Here is a 17,786-nt window from a genome sequence, read left to right on the forward strand (position 1 = left end):
TTAAACCTCCACTTCATAGGTATCCCAGATGTTTGCCGCAGCTTTTTCGTTCGTTTCTTCTTTGCTGTCCGGCGAAATCAGCCGCTTATTTAATGCAGGCGGTGTTAAAGGATGGCGCTTGATTCGGCGCCCTTCGTCTTCCTGCCACGCTTCCACAATGACGTGGGCGTTTGTTCCGCCGTCGGCAAAGCAGTTAATTCCTGCCGCCGGTATTGGTGACGGCCAGTCTGCCAGAGTGCGGCTGAACTGAATATTGGCCTTTTCTCTATCAAAATGTGTGTTTTCATGCTCGCCTGATAAAAACGGAATAAAGCTCTTTTCTTTCAGCATGAGAACAACTTTTATGAAACTTGCAATTCCTTCCGCGCAAAGCGGGTGCCCGATGTTCGGTTTCACAGATCCGATTCCGAGCGGGCCGGCGTCTTTTGAACGGTAGACGGATTGAATGGCCTTCAGTTCTAACAGATCCGTCACGACCGTGCCTGAACCGTTCGCTTCAATATGAGTAATGTCTTCCGGCTGTTTTCCGCTTTTTTCAAGAGCCGTCTTCATGACGGATTTTTGCGCTTCCAGACTCGGCGTAGCCGGGCCGGCCGTTCTTCCGTCATTATTGACGGATGCCGCCTTCACTACGGCATAAATAGAATCTCCGTCTTCAATCGCCTGAGACACGGTTTTTAATAGAACCATTCCGACACCCTCGCCCAGCACGACTCCATCGGCGCGTTCGTCAAATACATGGAACGACTGCGCTTTACTTAATATGCCGCGCTGTTCAAATAATTTATGGGTTTCTTCTGATTCAAACAGGCTCACGCCGCCGACGACGGCCGCTTTTATTTCTCCTGTTACAAGAGCCTGCACGGCCATATTCATTCCGACTAAAGCAGAAGAACAAGCCGTATCGAGGACAACGCTCGGGCCGCGCATATCAAAGTATTGAGAGAGATTGGCGGCCAAATAATTCTGGCCAAGCGCGACGATCGGGTTTTTCGCGTCCAGCAGTTTCTCTTCACCCGGTCTGTGACGGCTGCGTCCGCCGAGATACACACCTATTGCTTCTCCCTTTATCTCATCCGGCGTATAGCCCGCGTGATACCACAGGTTAAGACATTCTTCCAGAGCGGCCAAAGCTTGAGGGTCCATTGCCTTTACATCTTCTTCAGCCAGTAAAAAGAAGTCCGGATCAAATTGATGAATTCCATCAAGCATTCCCGCGTAATAAGGCGTCTTCAAACCCCATCGCTCAGCCGGAACAGGACCGATAGCCGAACGGCCTTCAGCCAAAAGCGACCAGTATGCCTCTAAGGAAGCCGCCCCCGGAAACCGGCAGGACATGCCGACGACCGCGATATCTTCCCGGTGAATCTGTTTTTCGGCCGGCTCTTCTTGCACCTTAACGGCTTGTGTTTCAATTACCGGCTCAGCCGGCTTCTTCATAACAGGCTCCGCCGCCGCCAAATCAAACCGTTCTGACAAAACTTCTGTATATCCTTCGAGAAGCCAATTTGCGAAAGATTGAATCGTTGGATATTCATACAGAATGGACGGGTCAAGCGATGCCGAGAGATTCCGATTGATCCGCTGCAGAAGCTGGGCAAGGATAATGGAGTCCACTCCGTAATCTTGGAATAATACGTCTGTCTCAAGCTGATCCTGGTCAATCCGCAGCTCTTCAGAAAATAATTCTTTCAGCCATTCTTCTGTTTTCCTTGTTAATTGAGCGTTGTCTGCGGCAGTATCAGCGGTTTTTTCCGCCGGTTTTACCATAGCCGGACTCATTGGCTGATCCTGCCTGCTCCGCCGCAGGAATCGCTCCGGCTTCCACAGCTTAGGATTCAGAACGGCCGGCAGCACCGGGCCCCTTGCTGATTCAATAAGTATGCCGTCAAGGAGCTGTAATCCTTCTGCATTCGTGATGCTGTATAGCCCGCTCTCTTTATAAGCTTTGTTCGTTACTTCGCCCATTCCGGTTTCTTTCCAGTTCGGCCACTGAATGCTTACGATCGGCAGCTGCTCTTTGTATGAGTTTGCAAAATAGTCCATATACGCATTGGCCATGGCATAGTCGGCCTGTCCTGCCGAAAGCGCCGGTATCGCAGCTGACACGGAAGAGAACAAGACGAAAAACTTCAGCGGCTCTTCGCTGAGCACACTGTATAACGCCTGAAGCCCGTCTACTTTCGGCTCGAGCACGCGCTGTATGTCTTCATCGGTTTTTCTGATGAATGCGAGCGTCTCTTTATCGGTCACACCCGCGCAGTGAATCACGCCGCCGATAGGTCCGAGCGTCTGTTTTATCTGACTCAGTTCCTGTCTCAGCCCGGCTTCATCAGCTAACGGGACTGACAATACCTTCACTTGTACACCTTTGGATTCCAAGTCGAGAACAGCTTCAATTTTCGCTTTTACAGAAGCCGTCACCCCATTCAGTCCGCCTGTCCACTCACTTCGCGGCGGAAGGGTCTCACGTCCTGTAAGCACCAGTTTTTTCACTCCGTAATGTTCGGCAAAATGGCGTGCGCATAAAAGACCGATCCCTCTCGTCCCTCCGGTGATCAGAAGCACATGGTTGTCCGGAAAATCAATTCTCTCGCCTTGCATATTCATATTTTCTGAGCCGCTCAATACGGCGCGGTAGCGCAAGCCGTCCCTCCGGCAAACTTCCGCGTCATCAGTACGGGCATGAAACTCATCGGCAATCTGCTTCGCCAGTTTGTCATCAGAAAGCGCTCCTTCAAGGTCGAGATGCCTTGAAGACAGATGACCGTACTCACATGCCAGCATTCTGTACAGACCGGCCCGTTTTGCTCCTGTTGTTTGATTGGCCTCTTTATTTAATGACTCAAGGTCTTTCGTGACACAAAGCAGTGTTATCCCTTCTTTATGCCCATGCTCAATCAATTGCTGAAGCCATTTGATACCGGTCATATCTCCAGAAGCTTCTTCTTTCGCTGCGCCGAGAAGATCGATGACTCCGCCAAACGCCTGCCAGTCATATACACCGGTAAGGTCTGATGTTGTGATAATACGGTGATTCGGCATATGCGCTGCGATCTCTTCTGCGAGATTGATCGTGTCCCCGCCTGTCAAAATCGCAACGGAACGTGGGCACGGTTCACGCAGTTCGAGCGGGCTCGGTTCCCATTGTTTCGTCAGAATACGTTTCATCCGTTCCTCTGTATGGACCTTATTTTTGTCAGGATTCTCCGGTACCCAATACGTGTCTTTTGCAAACGGATAAGACGGTAGACTGAGTAAACGCGGCGTACCCTTTTCATACAGCCGGTTCCAATTCAACACACCGCCTTTCACCCATACCTCTGCCAGCTTGGCGAATTTGCCTTTTCTGATCCAGGCGTCAATGACGATGTCCATATCTTCATCTGCCGTGAACAAGGCAAACGTATCTTTATTGCGGTGAGACTGGCCGGTATACAGCCCGGCGATGTTTTTCTCATTTTTCGTAAATGCTTCCAGCTTTGTTTCCAATTCCGCCATCGTCGCTGCAAGAATGGCCAAGCGCTCTTCCATTTCGTCCCTTCCGGTTTGCAGCGTATAAGCGACGCCCGCCAAGTCTTGATCTGTATACGGCGTTTGACGGATCGCTTTTTGCAGCTGCTGCGCCTGTTCAAACAATTTTTCTTTTGATTTGGCGGACAAAAGGATGATTGCCGGATTTTCCGGGCTATGCTCAGGCTGAGCGGCTGCTTTCGGGACATACTCTTCAATGACGATATGGGCGTTGACCCCGCCGATGCCAAATGAGCTGACCCCGGCCCGGCGCGGAATGGCATTTCCGTTTCTATCTTTTGCTGCCGTCCATTCCTGATTTTCCCGCACGATGTAGAAAGGACTGTCATCAAGCTGAATGTACGGATTGATCGTCTCGCAATGCAGGCTTTTCACCAGCGTTTTGTGCTTCATTTGCAAAAGCACTTTCATGACGCCTGATACTCCCGCGGCAAGCTCTAAATGGCCGATATTGCTTTTGACCGAACCGATGCCGCAGCGGTGACCGGAGACTTCAGGCTCTTGATTTGTTTTCGCCAGCTCGTGAAACGCCGCTTTCAGACCATTTATTTCAATCGGATCGCCCAATTCCGTTCCTGTACCGTGCGCTTCAATATACGTGACGGTGCTCGGGTCCACTCCCGCTTTCCGATATGCTTTCACCAATAAATCAGCCTGCAGTTTCGGATTCGGCGAGGTTAACGTATTCGCCCGGCCGCCGTGGTTTTCAGCCGTACCGCGGATCACGCCGTAAATCGGATTGCCGTCACGTTCTGCATCTGTCAGTTTCTTCAGCATCAGAATTCCCGCGCCTTCTCCTCTGACATACCCGTTGGCATCTTTGGAGAAGGTTTTGCATTTTCCGTCTTTGCTGAGCATGCCTGCTTTGCTGTAGCTGATATGCGCTTCTTCCGTCAGAATCGTGTTGATTCCCCCGGCAATCGCCATGTCGCATTCTCCGTTTTCTATAGCGGATACCGCCCGGTGAATCGCCACAAGCGAGCTTGAGCATGCCGTTTCAATCGGCTCGCTCGGCCCGTGAAGATTTAACAAATAGCTCAAACGGTTCGGACCAATGGAAGGAATCATGCTGCCTGTCGCCGCATGTCCTTCCGGCGCAAGACCTGCCCTTGTGAACAAATCTTTATAACCAGTATTTCCGGTGCCGATAAAGACGCCCGTATTTGTGCCGGAAAGGCTTTCCGGCTTACAGCCCGCATCTTCTATCGCCCGCCATGCATAAGTCAATAACAGCCGCTGCTGCGGATCTAAATATTGGGCTTCCCGCGGTGAAATCCCAAAGAACAGCGGATCAAATTCAGCTATTCCGTCGATAAAGCCGCCCCACTTGATATTCGTTTTGTTCCCTTCAAGATTCGGGTCGTCATCAAACGCTTGCCAATCCCAGCGTTCTTTCGGAATGGTTGTGATCGAATCCTTTCCTTCTTTCAAATTGCGCCAAAATTCCTCTATATCCTTTGCACCCGGGAATCGGCCGCTGATTCCGACAATGGCAACCGGGTCCAAGCGGCGCGGCTCTTGTGTCGCTGCCGCAGCGTTCATTACCGTTGCGAAGCGCTTTTTCCGCTGCATTTTCGGTTTTTGGGCTTTTGGCTGCTCTTTTTTCGGAGACTCTTTCTTCTTTTCGCCGAAACGGCCCGGATGCTCTTTTGCCAAATATCCGGCGAGATTGCTGATCGTTCCGTACTCAAAGAAAATCGTCGGCGCCAGCTCCAGCTGATACGCTTCATTTAATTGATTCGTAAAGACGGTAAAGGATACGGAATCAAAACCGTATTCACTCAATTCCGTATCTGTCTCAATGTCCTCACGGTCAACTTTTAAAATGCCGCTTACCATGGCTGTCAAAGCGGTGTGAAGCGTTTGAAGAGATTCTTCTGCATCGTGTTTTTCTTCCGGCTGAGAAGGAAGGCCGGCTTCTGCCTCATCCGTCAAATACTCTGCTAAACTGCGGATCGTCCCGTGTTCGAAGAAGATCGTCGGCGCCAGCTCCAGCTGATACGCTTCATTTAATTGATTCGTAAAGACGGTAAACGATACGGAATCAAAACCGTATTCACTCAGTTCCGTATCAATATCAATCTCGTCTTGGCCGACTTTTAAAATTGAACTGACCAATCGGATAAGCGCACCGTGCCATTTGTCTCCCGAAACGGCGGATACAGGCTCTATACTCTGCACCTGCGGCTTTTCAGTTTCAGAAACAGATAGGAACGACTGTTTTAATTTTGCTGCGTGTCCTTCGGCTGCTAAAAGTTGCGGCTTTTCCTGAGCCATTCCTTCATAAAATGCAGCCAGGCCTGACGCCTTTTGAAGCGGAACCATGCCGAAAGCTTTTTTCATCATTTTCTCCGTCTCGTCTCCCGCCTGCATACCGCCATCTTTCCACAGCGTCCAGTTAAAGGCGACCGTTTTTCCGTGCCGAAGGCCATTCTCCGTAAGGGATTGCCTGTAAGCGGCGTATGCATCCATAAACGCGTTGCCGGCGGCATAATCAGCCTGCCCGACATTGCCGAGAACGCCGGAAACACTGGAGAACAATACGAAAAAGTCAAGATTGCAGTCTTTGCTGGCTTCATCTAAATAAGCGGTTCCGATGACTTTCGGGTCAAGTACTTCTCTGAACTCTTCCTTCGTTTTTTGCAGCAGGAAGCGGTCTTGTATCACTCCCGCAGCGTGAATAATTCCGTTAAGCTTTCCGAATTCCGCCGTAATCTCTTTGATCAGCGCTTCATTTTCCCGCCGGTCTGCCGCATTCAGCTTTTTGTAGACGACATTTGCGCCGGAGTGCTGAAGCATAGCAAGCTCACGCTGTTTGGCTTCTGCCAGATTTGAGCGGCCGGTCAGAATGATTTTCGGGTGTTTTACGCGACCTGCGATTTCTTTTGCGAACATCAAGCCCAGGCTTCCCGCGCCTCCGGTAATCAGATATACACCTTCGTCCTTCCAGACGATGCCGCCCCCTGCGGGATGCATTTCTTCCCAAGCCTTCACATACCGTTTTTCTCCTTTATAACGGATATGTTTATCATGCGGCCGATGACTGTCGTTTTTCAGTTTTTGAGCGACAGCCGGCATTTCGCCGATTGATTCCATTTCGATGAGCTGACAGTCAAGTTTTCCGTATTCCAGCTCGGCTGTTTTTAACAAACCTGTTAACCCCGCAAACAATTGCTGGCTGCCGTCTGCTGAGATAACGGTCTGAATCAGAATGCGGCCCTGCCTTTTTTCGCTGATGATCCGCCGGATGTGTTCGGCGATTGTCTGCGCAAAGCTTTGGAAGCGTTCAGCGGCTGTTTCACCCTCACCTTCTGCAATCAACAGTTCGGCGTCTTTCAGGCCGGATGCCGCTTCATCTTTTATACGGCAGGCATCTTCACAAAGTATGATCAAATGCTCATCAGCATGGACAGAAGCTTTCTCGGATGCGGCGGCTTCTTTCCAGACCGGTGCAAACAAGACCTTTTCCGAGCCTGATAGCCGCTGAGCCGATTCTGCATCGCCTTCAAGCACTCTCGTAGAGAATCCTCTCACCTTCACGCAAAGCGCTCCTGTTTCGTCGAACAGGTCAATGTCGGCTTTCTGCACGGAATCACCGGTTTGATATCCTTCGCTGAAGCGTGCATGCGCCCGCATAGTCGGCGTGCATGCTTTGATGACTTCAAGATATTCCAGCGCAAACGGCAGAATCAGCTTTTGTCCGGAAAACTCCTGCATAATGCAGATCGTCGCCGTCTGAATAGCCGAATCAATGATGCTCGGATGAAGCGTAAATTGTCCGTTCGTGTAAGAAACAGAATCCGGAAGCTGTATGTCCGAGAGCACTTCTTTCTCGCCGATAAAGGCGGACTTAATGCCTTGGAAGGCTTTTCCGTGGAACATCCCCCTGCTCCGGCCTTCCCGATAAAAGGCCGCCGGATCAAGAATGTCCGCTGTGCATCTGTTTTGTATGGCAGAAAGGTCTCTCTCAGGCTCTTGTTCAACCTTAATGATTTCGGCCCGTCCTTGGCTGTGCAGCACTTCTTCGCCGTCAGCGTTTACGCTGTAAATGTCATATGAGATGATGCCGTCCTCTTCAGGGAACAGCGCAATATGGACCTGGCGCTCTTGTTCGTGAACGACGATCGGCTTCATCCAGACGGTATGATGGAGCGTTATTCTGTCTTGGTCTTTTAATAAGCCGCCAAGCGCCCGTTTTACCGCTTCATAAGACATTTCCAAATATGCCGCTCCCGGCAGCACCGCTTTTTCCCTGACCACATGATCCTTCAGGAAAAATTCTGAGCCTGTAAACCGTGAGCTGAACCGCTGAACGGCCAAATCTGACGTATTTTGCTGCACGATCGGGTGTAAAACTGAGACTCCGGTGTGTGCGGCAGATGTGTTCTTTTCTGCTTTTTTCGGCCAGTACGGCTCCTTTGCAAACGGGTAGACCGGCACGCTGATTCGTTTCGGATGCTTGTCTTTGTAAAGCTTGTGCCAATTGATGGCGACGCCTTTACTCCACATTTCACAGAGCTTCGGTCCTTTTCCTTTCGCAAGCCATTTCTCAATGAGTTCAGCGCTGTCATCATCATCAGAAAGCCAGGCAATATCTTTCACCTGCTGTTTTTCTCCTCTGAAGCAGCCTGTTACAGCCGGCTTATCATTGATAAAATCGGCAAGCTGCCGCTTCAGCTCCGCAGTGCCGCTTGTGATAAAGGCCGCACGCTCTTCCATCGCTTCCCTTCCGACTTGGAACGTGTAGGCAAGATCAGCGAGGCCGGCGTCCGTTTTTCTTTCCAGAAAAGCCAGCAGCTGTTTTGCGTACTCCTTCAGACGATCTTTTTTTCTGGCAGACAACGGAATGATGAACGGACCGGCAGCGTCTGCTGCTTCGGATGCATCCGGATATTGTTCAAAAATCGCGTGTGTGTTTGTTCCGCCAAGACCGAAAGAGCTTAAAGCCATGCGGTGCGCTCTGTTCTCACGGGTTAACTCTTTCTTTTCTCCCGCTACGTAAAACGGAGAGTCTTCTAAATGAAGATTCGGATTCGGCTCTTTGTAATTGATGCTCGGCGCGATTTCCTGATGATATAAGCTCATGACAACCTTGATGCAGCCCGCCATTCCGGCCGCTGTATCCAAATGCCCGAGATTTGTTTTGACTGAACCGATGCCGCAGTATTGTTTTTTATCTGTATATCGGCCGTACACCGATTGAAGTGCGGACAGTTCGATCGGATCGCCGAGTTTTGTTCCTGTGCCGTGAGCTTCGACGTACGCGATCGTTTCGGGATGGATGCCCGTCTGATCAATGACCTTCTGAATGACCTCAGCTTGTCCTTTGACGCTCGGCGCATAAAATCCGACCTTATCCGCTCCGTCGTTATTGACGCCGATTCCGCGCAGCAGCGCATAAATATGGTCGCCGTCCTTAACCGCATCAGACGCTTTTTTCAAGAGCACGGCGCCGGCCCCTTCACCGCCGATCATTCCGTCAGCATCCGCGTCAAACGCTTTAATATGCCCGTCGCTCGAAAAATTCAGCCCCGGCTGATGAACATACCCGGCGCTTGATTCCGTATGAAGGGTCGCACCGCCGACAAGGGCGTACTTGGCTTCGCCGGACTGCAGGCTTTGAAAAGCCGAATGCAGGCCGATTAACGAAGATGAGCAGTTGGCATGAACAAAATAGCTCGGCCCTTTCAACCCGAGTTTATGAGAAATCATCGTCGGAATCGTACCGCTTTGGGCAAGCACCCATGACACGTAGCCATCCGGCGTTTCCAGCTGTGCTGTCGTCTCCCCCGGCAGCAGGCTGCGGTAAGAGTTCGTGCTGGCAGACATATACACGCTTGTTTCCGGAATTTCTTTGGAGATATACCCCGCATCCTCGATTGCCTTCCATGAATGGAGCAAAAGCATTCTCAGCTGAGGGTCCATATATTCCGCATCTTTCGGTGAAAAGCCGAAGAAACCGGGATCAAACATTTCTTTCCCCTCTAAAACTGATTTAGCCGGAACGAAGCCGGGATGATCAGCCAGTTCTTCAGAAATACCGAATCGGCGGAGCTCTTCTTTTGAAAAGAAGGTGATGCTTTCTTTGCCTTCTTTGATGTTATTCCAAAATTCATAATGATCTTTCGCTCCCGGAAACTCACAGGATATACCGATAACCGCAAGACTGTCCTCGTAATAATCGGGAAATTCTCCCGCCGGGTGTTCCCGGTCTTCTGCATTCACTTTCTTTTGCGGTACAGGAGCCAAAACGGCTTCTTTCGGTTTTTGTTCAGCGATATACCGGCTGATGTCTTTTACCGTCGCGTATTCAAACAGCTCCGTTACACTGAATTCACAATCCAATTCCTGCGTCATCCGGTCAGTGACAGTCACGGCAAGAAGCGAATCTCCCCCCGCATCAAAAAAGCGGTCATCAAGCTCTATATCTTTGCTTTTCAATACATCCTGCCAAATCGCCAGCACCGCCTGCTGGATATGAGATGATGAAAATGTTTGTGTGTCCGGCTGCTTTTCCGTCAGATCGCGGGCAGCAAGAAGCTTGCGGTCCACTTTTCCGTTCGGTGTGAGCGGCAGCTCTTCAAGACGGATAAACGAAGCTGGCGTCATATAGGCCGGCAGCGCTTGTTTCAAATGATTGCGCAATTCCTTTGCAGACGGAAGCGGCTCTCCGTTTTTCCGGATATAAAACGCGCAAAGCTTCTCATTTCCGGAGTGATTGTTCACAACCACTACACTTTCCTGTACGGCCGGATGGGCATTCAGCCTGCTCTCAATATCTCCGGGTTCAATGCGGTAGCCGCGGATTTTGACTTGGGTGTCCATCCGTCCCATGTATTCAATGCGGCCGCCGGGAAGAAAACGCGCCATATCGCCTGTTTTATAAAGCTTTGATCCCAGTTCGAGCCGGTGGCTGACGAAAGCTTTATCTGTCAGCTCAGGCTTGTTGAAATACCCTCTTGCCAATCCGTCTCCCGCAATACAAAGTTCTCCCGGCACCCCTTCTAAAACAGGGTTGAGACCGGAATCCATAATATACACGCGGGTATTGGCGATCGGGCGTCCGATCGTAAGCGCGCTCTCATTCTCCGTTATCCGCTGCACCGCGGACCAGATTGTCGTCTCTGTCGGCCCGAACATATTCCAAGCCTCACTTTTCGTATCGAGAAACTGCTGCTTCAATTGTTCGCTAAGCGCCTCTCCGCCGCAAAGGATTTTCACATTTTCTTCATTTGACCATCCGGAATGAAAGAGCATTTTCCACGTAAACGGGGTCGCCTGCATGATCGTCGGTTTGTACTCTTGAATCAGCTCTTTCAGCTTCCGTGCGTCTTTTGTGACTTCTGTCTTACAGATGTTGCACTCCGCTCCTTTGATTAAAGGAAGGTAAAGCTCCAGTGCCGCGATGTCAAAGCAATATGTCGTGACGGCAAGCAGTTTGTCTTTAGACGAAAGCCCCGGTTCATTCGCCATCGAGAGTAAGAAATTGGTCAGCGCCCGGTGCGGAATCATCACGCCTTTCGGTTTGCCCGTGCTGCCCGACGTGTAAATGACGTACGCCAGATCGTCAGGTGTCACTAACCGCTTCAGCGACGGTCTTTCCGCGGCTGTACTTTCAATATGAGACCAATCGCGGTCAATGGCAGTTGTCTGCACGCCTCCCCAGTTCAAAGAGTGCTCTAAATCAGCTGTCGTCAGGCACATTGAAATCCTGCTGTCGGCGATCATATATTCCAATCTGTCAGCGGGATAAGAAGGATCAAGCGGCACATACGCTCCCCCTGCTTTTAAAATGCCGAGAAGGCCGACAGCCATATGCAATGAACGGTCTGTATAAATGCCGATGAGGTCATCAGGGCCTGCACCGTGCGCCTGCAAATAGAGCGCCAGCTTCGTGCTTTTTTCATCAAGCTCACGGTACGTCAGCTTTTGCTCTTCATACACGACCGCACAAGCGTCCGGCGTTTCTGCCGCCTGACGTTCGAACAATTCATGGAAGCAGGCATCCGGATATTCACGGCTTGTTTCATTCCAAGTCTTAAGAAGCATGTGCTCCTCTCTTTTTGTCATGAGAGAAACGTTCTCAAGCGGCATATCCGGATTCGCCGTCAAAGCTTCAGCAGCCTGTACAAATTGGCTGAAAAGCCTGGCCGCCCCTGCTTCGTCGAATAGTTCGGTGCTGTATTTAATCGTAAGATCCATGCCTGATGCTTCTTCCCACATTTCAAATACAAGATCATATTCCCCCTCCTGATGAATGTCTTTTACAAACTCACAGGAGAATTCCTTGTATTCATCAAGCATCGATTGATAGCTCGAATGCTGCAGAAAGTTCTGATAGAAAAAGGCATTGCTGAAAACAGGCGAACCGTTCTGCCGGGGTTTCGCATGCACATCACGCACCATTTTCGGAAACGGATAAAAGGAGTGATCCAGCCCGTCCAGAACGGCATCCTGCACCTTTTGAACAAAGTCAGCAAATGTTTCTTTTCGTCCGGCTCTGCTCCGTATGGGAAGCATGTTAAGGAAATGGCCGACCACTCCGTCAAAGCGTTCTTCGGGTCTGACCATTGCAGGCATACCTGTCACAATATCTTCCTTATCCGTATATTTGCTTAAAAGCACCATATAGCAGCTCAGCATGACGGTAGACAAATGAATCGAACGGGATGCGGCAAACGCCGTTATATTATTCAGCAGCCGTTCGGGAAGACGGCGTGTCAGCGTATCTTCTGTAAACTCCGGAACACTGCTTTCCGTGCGCATCGGCGGAAGTTGAAGGTCAGGCAGATCGCCCTCGAGCTGTTTCATCCAGTAAGCGCGGGCAGCTTTGCTTTCTTCACCCGCTAAATACCCCTTTTCCCAAGCCGCGAAATCGGGATGAATACCGGGAGCAGCAGCCGTAAACTCTTCTTTTCCCTCCAGCAGCGCCTGATAATGATCCAGCAGACTGTGAATAAATGTAATGGATGAAATGCCGTCAAACACGATGTGGTGAATGACCGTCAAAAGATAATGTTCCTCGGCGGATTTTGAAAGCAGCTGCACGCGCAGCAAAGGCCCGCCTTCTTTGACAAACGGCTCTTTCACTTTTTTCCGTATCAGAGCGGATATTTGTGATTCATTGACGTCAGAAATATCTTCTTCCGAGAATACAAAAGGATCTGCCGCTTCTATGAAATAAAACCCGCCGTCTGTTTCATTCACGGCGCTTTTGAGCATCGGATGCTGCTTTAATACGAGCTGAAACGCCTGTTTCAGTTTCTCTTTGTCGATTCCGGATGTGAATCGGAAACAGAGCGGGACATGGTATGCAGTCGTTTCAGGCGACATTTTCTGCAATGTCCACAGCCCTTTTTGGACTTCTGAAAACGCTGGCGCCGTTTGCCGTCTCTCCCGTTCTGCCGGCGGTTCGGCTTTTTGGGGATGATGGTCCGCTGACATGTTTGCCGCTTTTTCAGCAGTATAAGCCGCTAAAGCGCCAATCGTCGGGTTTTTGTGCAGCTCTCTTGCCGTCAGCCGGATGTGATACGTTTTTTCAATTGATCTGGCGAGTTTCATCATCTTGATGGAATTGACGCCAAGACTTTGAAACGGTGTATTTGGATCAACGAGCTCATCCGCGATGGAAAGTTCCTCTTTCAGAAAACGGATAAAATCCCGTTCAATTTCTTTCTCTGCAGAAGCCGTGTCTGAATTGCCGCCTTCTTGTCTGTTATTATGTAATGAATCAAATTGCCCTTGTTCAAATGAATGTTTCAGCTGAGTGCGCTGGATTTTCCCGATCGCCGTCTTAGGAATGTCTTCTTTTGCGACCGGAAGCAGATAATCAGGGGTAACGCCGATTCTCTGTGTCACGTGCTGGTGAATGTGATGAAGAAGCTTCGTCATGCGGTTCTCATCCAACGGAACAGATGTCACAAAGAAAATCGCCAGCTCATCTGTCGTGCTTTGATTCGGCCGGACGGCGCATGCCGCTGTATATGACGTTTCAATTTCCGGCAATTCCTCAACGGCTGATTCAATGGCATGGCTGTAATAATTCACACCGTTGATAATGATGGCATCTTTCGTGCGCCCCGTTATCGTCAGGCGGCCTTCACGCAGAAATCCGAGATCTCCCGTTTCAAACCAGCCGTCTTCTGTAAAGACACTCTCGTTTAAGTCCGGGCGCTCATAATATCCGCTCGTTACAGTCAGACCCGACACTTGGAAGCGGCCGATTTCTCCTTCTTCCACCACTTGATTGCGGTCATCCGTAATTCTCATATTAAATCCCGGGATCGGCAGACCGATCTCGACGAAACGATCGTCGTCACTCGTGTTTTCCAGTGTAAACTCATCTGAGAAAATAACGCCCGAAGACGTTTCGGACATTCCCCATGCGGGACGGATGGCATTAGCCGGCAGACCGTGCGGCTCTAAAAGCTCCATAATTCTGCGTCCGACTTTCGCAACCGCGGCCTCCCCGCCGTTCAGCATGTAACGCATGGAAGATAAGTCCCATTTCCGCGTTTGAATCTCTTCTGCAAAATCAGCAAGCAGCCCAAAGGCAAAATTTGGGGCCCACGTGACCGAAGCGCGGTAATGATCAATCAGGTCGAGCCATTTTAAAGGGTCCATCAAAATGGATTCGCTCGGTATGTTGATTTCCTCACATCCGAGATAAACATCACGCAGATGAAGCATTCCGATGCCGCCGACATGGTCAAAAGGCATCCAGTTAAACGTGACATCCTCACTTGTATAGCCCTGCATCTGAATATTTCCTTTGACCATGCAGACGATGTTTTCATGGCTGAGCATCACGGCTTTCGGCGTGCCCGTGCTTCCCGAGGTCAAAAGCAGCATCGCCAAATCTTCCGGACGGGGATGATGACAGTCCGTATCCATTTCGTGCGCACTGAGATCTTCTGCCGCCAAAGCGCAAAACCCGGAAAGCTCCTGCTCCTCCGCCCATTCAGTCATCTCCGGCAGCACGTCACGGCTTGTGATGACATACGGCTGATTCAAAAGCGTCCAGGCGTCTTTCAGTTTTTGCGTCCCGCTGTTCATTTCTGTATAAGCCGGAGCGGCCGCAAGCGGAACCGGGATCGCTCCTAAAAAAACACAGCCCCAAAAAGCAGGAATCAGCTGGGAATTGTCACTGAGCTGTAATATGACTTCATCCTGAGCCTTCACTCCTGATTGGCGGAGCCCTTTCACAATCGAAAGAGCGATCTTTTTCAGGCTGCTGTAAGTCTGGTACACTTTGGTGCCGTCAGGCTGTATATATGTGATGCCCTTTTGATCTCCCGCTGCCGCGGCGGTTTTGTGCAGGACTTCAGGAATCGTCATCGGCTGATCCGCTGAAAGCCGCAATGATTTTCCATAGCTGACAGATGGCTTGAGTAACCCGCTTGCCTTCATATCACTTTTCATAGAGCTGCCTCCATTTCATCTGTATGTAAGATGTATGTCTTATACTCCGTACATCGTCGTGATTCGTTTTTTCACTTCATCATCATGAAACGTCTCATCGTGCATGATTAACTCCTTCTCAATGACGGCCGGAAGCTGCTCGCGAAACGGCGTCACCAAGTGCCTTTTCAATGTAATTAAAGAGTTTCTCGGTTTTTCTGCTAGCTCACGGGCCAATTCCTGCGCATAGTCTAGTACTTCCTGCCGAGGAAGCACCGGAAAAGGCACCCCTCTTTTCTCCAGGTCACCGCCGCGGTAGTGGCCGCCGTTTAACAGCATTTCATGGCCGAGGCTTGCCCCAAGCTTCTCCGGAACGATAAAGGTAGCGCCCATTCCGGGGGTGAAACCGTATTTCATAAAGTTTGCGGTATACACGCTTTCTTTGCTTAAAATGACAAAATCACTGAAAAGCCCCATGACAAACCCGCCTCCGATTCCGTGTCCCTGCATGGCGGAAATGACGGGGATATCACATTCCAGCGCCAAAGAGTACATGCGGTCTTCCGTAAACTTCGTGATGCCCTGCTGAATCCTGAGCAGGCCTTCCTGTGTGCCTCCGGAAGCAAAGTAATGGCCGTACCCTGTTAAAATCACAGCTTTATAGACTGACGATTTTTTTATACGGGTGAATGCTTCCATCAATCCATCCGTCAGTTCTTTGGAGAAGGCGTTTTTATGGGCTTTATCCTGCATTGTCACTTGGATAATATCCGGTTCAATTTCGAGCAGTTCAACTGCGGCGTTCGGCATGATATCCTCCTAACTGTTCTCCGTTTCCCAAGGAAGCCGCCCCGTTTCTGCATAACGGAAGATGGCTGATTGGTTATCCGGATCTGAAAACATCGCTTGATTTTCGGCTAGAGCAATGGATTTCGAACGATGAACAAGGTCGTTTAAGGAATCCATGTATTGTTTATAGCGGATGACTGCTTTTTTCGACAGTGGGCGAAGACGCAGCAAATGCTTTCTCAGCTCTGTTGCTGAGTCCGGGACGCATACGTCACAAAGTCCCCATTCAAGCGCCTGGCGTGCCGGCACTGGCTTTGTCATAATCGTCATATAATGCGCCTTTTGACATCCGATTCTTTGAATTAAAAACGGCAGAACGCAGGCTGGATAAAGTCCGAATAACAGTTCAGATAAACTGAACGAAGCACTCTCCTCTGCAATGACGATATCGCACGCGGCAGCAAAACCGACACCTCCCGCATTTACTTTTCCGCGGACGCGGGCGATTGTAATGTACGGCCCGGATTTTAATGCCAGCCACAAACGGTAAAGCGGCTCCTGCGATTCCGCATGCTGCATTCCCTGCCTCATTTTCCGGTACATCTCATCAAAATCCGCCCCGAAACAAAATACCTCCGGCTGCCCTTCAAGCACTACGGAGGTCACGGAGTCTTCACATTCAGAAAGAACATGCAGGCATTCCTCCACTAAACGCTCATTAATCGTATTGTTGGCTTCAGGCCGATCAAAGGTGATGAAGCAGACATTTTGCTGAAAACGGACGTTTATCGTTTCATAGGTCACGATATCCACCTGTATTTCCGATGAAATTCCGTGATTTCTTCCAAATATAAACGAGGGCTCCCGGCATGATGGTCTAAAATGTTCGGAATCATATTCATATCCAATTTGACATTCCGGGTTCCGAACTTCACCAGACCGCTGCCTTTAAACAGTTCTTCATACTCTTCCATGGACAGCCTGTATCTGTTGTTCAGATGCTCTTCTATTTTGAAAGAATGCTGCCGCGTTTGTCCTTCAGGCGTCACAACGCCGCTGTAAAATTCTGAACAGCACCCGGAGCCGTACGAAAAACAGCCGATCCGCTTAGAAGTGTCGAATGCCCCTTGGTCAATCGTGCTTGCAAGAGCCAGTAAAGAGGCTGCTCCCATAATGTTTCCGACTCTTTGGCAGTAGCGGAGCCCCGGCTCTACTCTGGTTTGAAAATCCTGTTCGATTTCAGCGTTTTTCGCTTTTGCAAGCTTGCGCATCATCGTCCGGTGGGCCCCTTTGACCATGCCGCCAAACGGTGTATGGAAGGCAAGATAGTGAAACGTCTCTTTGTAGTCAGCGCCCGGCACACGGTTTTTGTACTCGCGAAATGTCTGTTCACAGCAATCGAGGTAAGACATCAATGACAAATCGGCGTCACCGGCTTCACTGTCCGGGATCGGACGGCATGTATCCATCACCTCATAGCCGTAGTAGCCGTTAGCGCCCGCATCCGCCTGAAATACGATTGGATTTTCACCGATCAATAAGGCGACGGCACCCGCTCCGGCGCTCGGTTCTGCGTAAGACCAATCCTCGCTTAACGCATCGCCGCCTTCGGCAATTAAAAACCGGGAAATATCCGTCGCGACGACAAGCGCCTTCGCTCCGGGGGATGTCTGCGACAAAATAAAGTTAAGCGCCATCTGCAAACCCGCCGTTCCTGAATAACAGGCTTGTTTCAGTTCAAATAAACGGCAGTTCCGGTTGAGGCCTAAGTAATCATGAATATATGTACTGAGTGATTTTCCGAAGTCGATGCCGGACTCCGAGCAGGTAATCAGCAGCTCGATTCTGTCTTTTTCAGCCTCTGTCAATCGGTCGATAATCGGCTTTGCCGCGTTAACGCCGAATGTAACGGGGTCTTCGTACGGAAGCGCCACCGCTTTTTCTTTCATCAGTAAATTCTCAAATCTGGCAGGGTCTAAGTTTCTGTACTCCGCCAGCTGCATGACATCAAGGTATGCTGTCCCGCCAAACACATTTATCGCTTCTATTCCGGCAGCCGCCAT

Annotated in this window: 4 protein-coding genes; all 4 read right to left on the bottom strand. The window is 50.2% G+C overall.

Going from position 1 to position 17,786, the window contains the following annotated elements; all coding sequences use genetic code 11:
• Genes D5S11_RS04390 through D5S11_RS04405 form a run of 4 tightly spaced genes read right to left on the bottom strand, consistent with a single transcriptional unit; the run spans position 1 to position 17,786 of the window.
• The gene (locus D5S11_RS04390) at positions 1–14,955 is read right to left on the bottom strand and encodes a non-ribosomal peptide synthetase (protein ID WP_108724966.1); all 14,955 of its coding nucleotides are present in this window, start codon (positions 14,953–14,955) and stop codon (positions 1–3) included.
• 39 nt (positions 14,956–14,994) lie between these two features.
• Positions 14,995–15,744 (bottom strand): polyketide synthase, encoded by a 750-nt coding sequence (locus D5S11_RS04395; protein WP_003154094.1) that lies wholly within the window; start codon positions 15,742–15,744, stop codon positions 14,995–14,997.
• A 9-nt stretch (positions 15,745–15,753) separates the two neighbouring features.
• Entirely contained in the window at positions 15,754–16,527 is a 774-nt protein-coding gene (locus D5S11_RS04400) for an enoyl-CoA hydratase/isomerase (protein ID WP_053104404.1), read from the bottom strand.
• Positions 16,524–17,786, bottom strand: a complete 1,263-nt coding sequence (locus D5S11_RS04405) for a hydroxymethylglutaryl-CoA synthase family protein (protein ID WP_014417818.1) — start codon at positions 17,784–17,786, stop codon at positions 16,524–16,526. Before D5S11_RS04405 ends, D5S11_RS04400 begins: the two co-directional genes overlap by 4 nt.

Source organism: Bacillus sp. L75, assembly GCF_003676355.1.
GTDB lineage: Bacteria > Bacillota > Bacilli > Bacillales > Bacillaceae > Bacillus > Bacillus velezensis.

What these genes read in the sequence shown, in the direction of transcription:
- D5S11_RS04405 (WP_014417818.1), bottom strand. Translation starts at nt 17,786, where the DNA reads ATGGCGGCTGCCGGAATAGAAGCGATAAATGTGTTTGGCGGGACAGCA.
- D5S11_RS04390 (WP_108724966.1), bottom strand. Translation starts at nt 14,955, where the DNA reads ATGAAAAGTGATATGAAGGCAAGCGGGTTACTCAAGCCATCTGTCAGC.
- D5S11_RS04395 (WP_003154094.1), bottom strand. Translation starts at nt 15,744, where the DNA reads ATGCCGAACGCCGCAGTTGAACTGCTCGAAATTGAACCGGATATTATC.